1 protein-coding gene is annotated in these 263 nt (G+C 62.7%); it reads right to left on the bottom strand.

All coding sequences use genetic code 11. The features are described 5' to 3' along the window. On the bottom strand, positions 1 to 263 hold a 263-nt coding region (cydB, locus tag J3482_RS20525; RefSeq protein ID WP_206923134.1), incomplete at both ends, for a cytochrome d ubiquinol oxidase subunit II.

A 263-nucleotide genomic window follows, 5' to 3' on the forward strand; every position in this document is an offset into this window, starting at 1 on the left:
TTCCACCTTGCTGCGGAATTCGAACGCCACGCCGCGCCCGATGAGCGCCACGAGGAGCAGAAAGAGCGCCATGTAAAATCCGCTGAACAGCGTGGCATACCACCCCGGGAAGGCGGCGAACATCGCGCCGCCCGCCGTGATGAACCACACCTCGTTCGCATCCCAGAACGGCCCGATGGTGTTGATGAGAAGCCTGCGCTCGTCGTCCGTCTTGCCGAGAAAAGGCACCAGGATGCCGACGCCGTAGTCGAAGCCCTCAAGGA

The organism is Alicyclobacillus suci (genome assembly GCF_017329615.1).
GTDB classification, from domain to species: domain Bacteria; phylum Bacillota; class Bacilli; order Alicyclobacillales; family Alicyclobacillaceae; genus Alicyclobacillus; species Alicyclobacillus suci.